Below are 2,925 nucleotides of genomic sequence, written 5' to 3'. Positions count from 1 at the left end.
CGGAAGCTAAGCCTCACAGCGCCGATGGTACTGCAGGGGGGACCCTGTGGGAGAGTAGGACGCCGCCGAACAATTCTTCAGAAGAAGCCCCCGACCGATCCGGTCGGGGGCTTCTTCGCGTTTATCGGCAAGAGCCAACCCGTCGACGTCGGTCGAGTCGGTGCTGCTGGTCCGCACGACGCCTGCCCGTCGAGGCTGCCACGCACGGGCGCAGGCGCTCCTCAGAGCGGGGACAAGGACAGTCGGAGTGGGGACAAGGACAGGGCGGCCTACGGACAGGGTGGCCGCCAGGGATCCGGTCACCGGGCCTGCCGGAGCCCGGAGGAGCTGGAAGGGCTTCCCAAGGGACCGGTGTGCCCGACAGTGCCCTACCGGCCCGGCGGAGCAGGCCCGCTCAGAGGCGTCCGGCCGCCTTCAGGGCGAGGTAGGTGTCGGCCAGGGCCGGCGGCAGGGCGGCCGGCGGGGCGTCGAGCACGGTGGCGCCGAGGCGGGTGAGGCGCTCGGCGACGGACCGCCGGTCGGCCCGGGTCTGCTCGGCGGCCGCGGCGCCGTACACCGCCGCCACCGACCCGCGGGCTTCCGCCAGTTCGGTCAGCCGCGGGTCGGCGACCGCCGCGACGATCACCTCGTGGCGCTTGGTGAGCTGGGGCAGCACCGGGAGCAGTCCGTCCTCGGCGGGCCCGGCGTCCAGGCTGGTGAGCAGCACGATCAGCGAGCGGTGCGGGACGAGCCGGAGCGCGGCCGCGGTGAGGGCCCGCAGGTCGGTCTCCACCAGGGCGGGCTCCAGGAGCGCCATCGCCTGGGTGACGGCCGGCAGCACCTCGGTGGCGGAGCGACCGACCACCGAGGCCCGCGGGTGCAGGTCGTGGGCGAGCAGGTCCACCCGGTCGCCGGCCTTCGCGGCCAGCGCGGTGAGCAGCAGCGCGGCGTCCAGGGCGGCGTCGAGCCGCGGGGCGTCGCCGACCCGGCCGGCCGAGGTGCGGCCGGTGTCGAGCACGACCAGGATGTGCCGGTCCCGCTCGGGGCGCCAGGTGCGGACGGCGACGGTGGTGCGGCGCGCGCTGGCCCGCCAGTCGATCGACCGCACGTCGTCGCCCGGCAGGTACTCGCGCAGGCTGTCGAACTCGGTGCCCTGGCCACGGGTCAGCAGTGAGGTGCGGCCGTCCAGTTCGCGCAGCCGCGCCAGCCGCGAGGGCAGGTGCTTGCGGCTGGCGAAGGGCGGCAGCGCGCGCAGCGTCCAGGGGACCAGGTGGGAGCCCTGACGGCCGGCCAGGCCGAGCGGCCCGAGCGAACGGACCGTCACCCGGCGGGCCTGGTGGTCGCCGCGCCGGGTGGGGCGCAGTTCGGTGGTGACCCGGCGCCGCTCGCCGGCCGGCACCCGCAGCCGCTGCCGACTGGCCGTCAACTCGGTGCCGGGTCGGAAGGCGGAGGGCGGCCAGGCGTCCCGCAGGTGGGCCCGGAGCGGGCGCCCGGACGGGTTGGTGACGGTCAGTGTGACGGTGGCCGGCTCACCGAGCCGGACCGAGGTGTCGCCGGCCCGGGCCAGGCCCAGGGTGCGGACCGGGGCGGCGAGCAGCAGGTCGGCCAGGACGCCGAGCAGCAGGACACCGCAGACCACGCCGATCCCGGCCCAGGAGGGCAGCAGGAGTCCGACCACCAGGCTGCCGAGTGCGGCGAGGAGGGCGGTACGGCCGGTGAGGGCCACGAGGACTCCTTGGGGTCAGCGCGGGGCGGGGGTCTGGGCGAGGACGGCCTGGATCACCTTGTCGGCGGTGACGCCCTCCATCTCCGCCTCCGCCCGCAGCCGGACCCGGTGCCGCAGGGTGGGCAGGGCCAGCGCCTTGACGTCGTCCGGGGTGACGTAGTCGCGGCCGGCCAGCCAGGCCCAGGCCCGGGAGGCGTTCAGCAGCGCGGTGGCGCCGCGCGGCGAGACGCCCATCGACAGCGAGGGCGACTGCCGGGTGGCCCGGCACAGGTCGACGATGTAGGCGAGCACCTCGGGGGAGACGGTGAGCCCCGCGATCGCGGCGCGGGCGGCGGCCAGGTCGGCCGGACCGGCGACCGGGCGGACGCCGGCCGCGTGCAGGTCGCGCGGGTCGAAGCCGGCGGCGTGCCGGCTGAGCACCTGGAACTCCTGCTCCCGGTCGGGCAGCGGCAGCACCAGCTTCAGCAGGAAGCGGTCCAGCTGGGCCTCGGGCAGCGGGTAGGTGCCCTCGTACTCCAGCGGGTTCTGCGTGGCGGCGACCAGGAAGGGCTCGGGCAGCGGGCGCGGCTCGCCGTCCACGGTGACCTGGCGCTCCTCCATCGCCTCCAGCAGCGCGGCCTGGGTCTTCGGCGGGGTGCGGTTGATCTCGTCGGCCAGCAGCAGGTTGGTGAAGACCGGGCCGGCTTGGAAGGAGAACTCCGCGGTGCGGGCGTCGTAGACCAGCGAGCCGGTGACGTCGCCGGGCATCAGGTCGGGGGTGAACTGGATCCGCTTGGTCTGCAGGCTGAGCGCCGTGGACAGGGCCCGGACCAGCAGCGTCTTGGCCACCCCGGGGACGCCTTCGAGCAGCACGTGGCCGCCGCAGAGCAGGGCGACCACCACGCCGGTGACGGCGGCGTCCTGGCCGACCACGGCCTTGCCGATCTCGGCCCGCAGGGCGGCCAGCGCCTGCCGGGGGTCGGACGCGGCGGCCCGCTCGGCGGGCGCGTCGGAGACGGTCTGCTCGGTCACGGCTGTCGTACCTGCCTTTCCAGGGCATCGAGGTCGTCGGCGAGCCGCAGCAGCGCGGCGTCGTCGGTGGGGGCCGGCCCGTAGAGCAGACCGGGCAGGTCGGCCGGGGCGCGGTCAGCCGGGGCGCGGTCGGCCGGGCCGGCCGCTGCGGTGGGCAGGCGGTCGGCGGCCAGCCGGTCGCCGACCGCGGCGAGCAGCGCGGCGGGGTC

Annotated in this window: 2 protein-coding genes, 1 rRNA gene and 1 pseudogene; 1 reads left to right on the top strand and 3 read right to left on the bottom strand. The window is 76.2% G+C overall.

Going from position 1 to position 2,925, the window contains the following annotated elements; genetic code table 11:
• Nucleotides 1-71, top strand: a 5S ribosomal RNA gene (gene rrf, locus ACQRUO_RS39155); the annotation flags it as partial.
• A 323-nt stretch (nucleotides 72-394) separates the two neighbouring features.
• On the opposite strand, the gene ACQRUO_RS39150 is transcribed toward rrf, so the two are convergent.
• The 3 genes and pseudogenes from ACQRUO_RS39150 to ACQRUO_RS39140 all read right to left on the bottom strand — a co-directional run.
• Nucleotides 395-1,705 (bottom strand): DUF58 domain-containing protein, encoded by a 1,311-nt coding sequence (locus ACQRUO_RS39150; protein WP_428320956.1) that lies wholly within the window; start codon nucleotides 1,703-1,705, stop codon nucleotides 395-397.
• A gap of 15 nt (nucleotides 1,706-1,720) precedes the next feature.
• Nucleotides 1,721-2,650: an AAA family ATPase gene (locus tag ACQRUO_RS39145; protein WP_428320957.1), complete on the bottom strand. Its 930-nt coding sequence runs from the start codon at nucleotides 2,648-2,650 to the stop codon at nucleotides 1,721-1,723.
• Between the two features lie 62 nt (nucleotides 2,651-2,712).
• Nucleotides 2,713-2,925 (bottom strand): annotated as a pseudogene (locus ACQRUO_RS39140) (DUF4350 domain-containing protein); the annotation flags it as partial.

Origin of the sequence: Kitasatospora sp. LaBMicrA B282 (assembly GCF_050325825.1) — a bacterium.
Classification (GTDB): domain Bacteria; phylum Actinomycetota; class Actinomycetes; order Streptomycetales; family Streptomycetaceae; genus Kitasatospora.
This window is presented reverse-complemented; position numbering and strand designations above follow the sequence as displayed.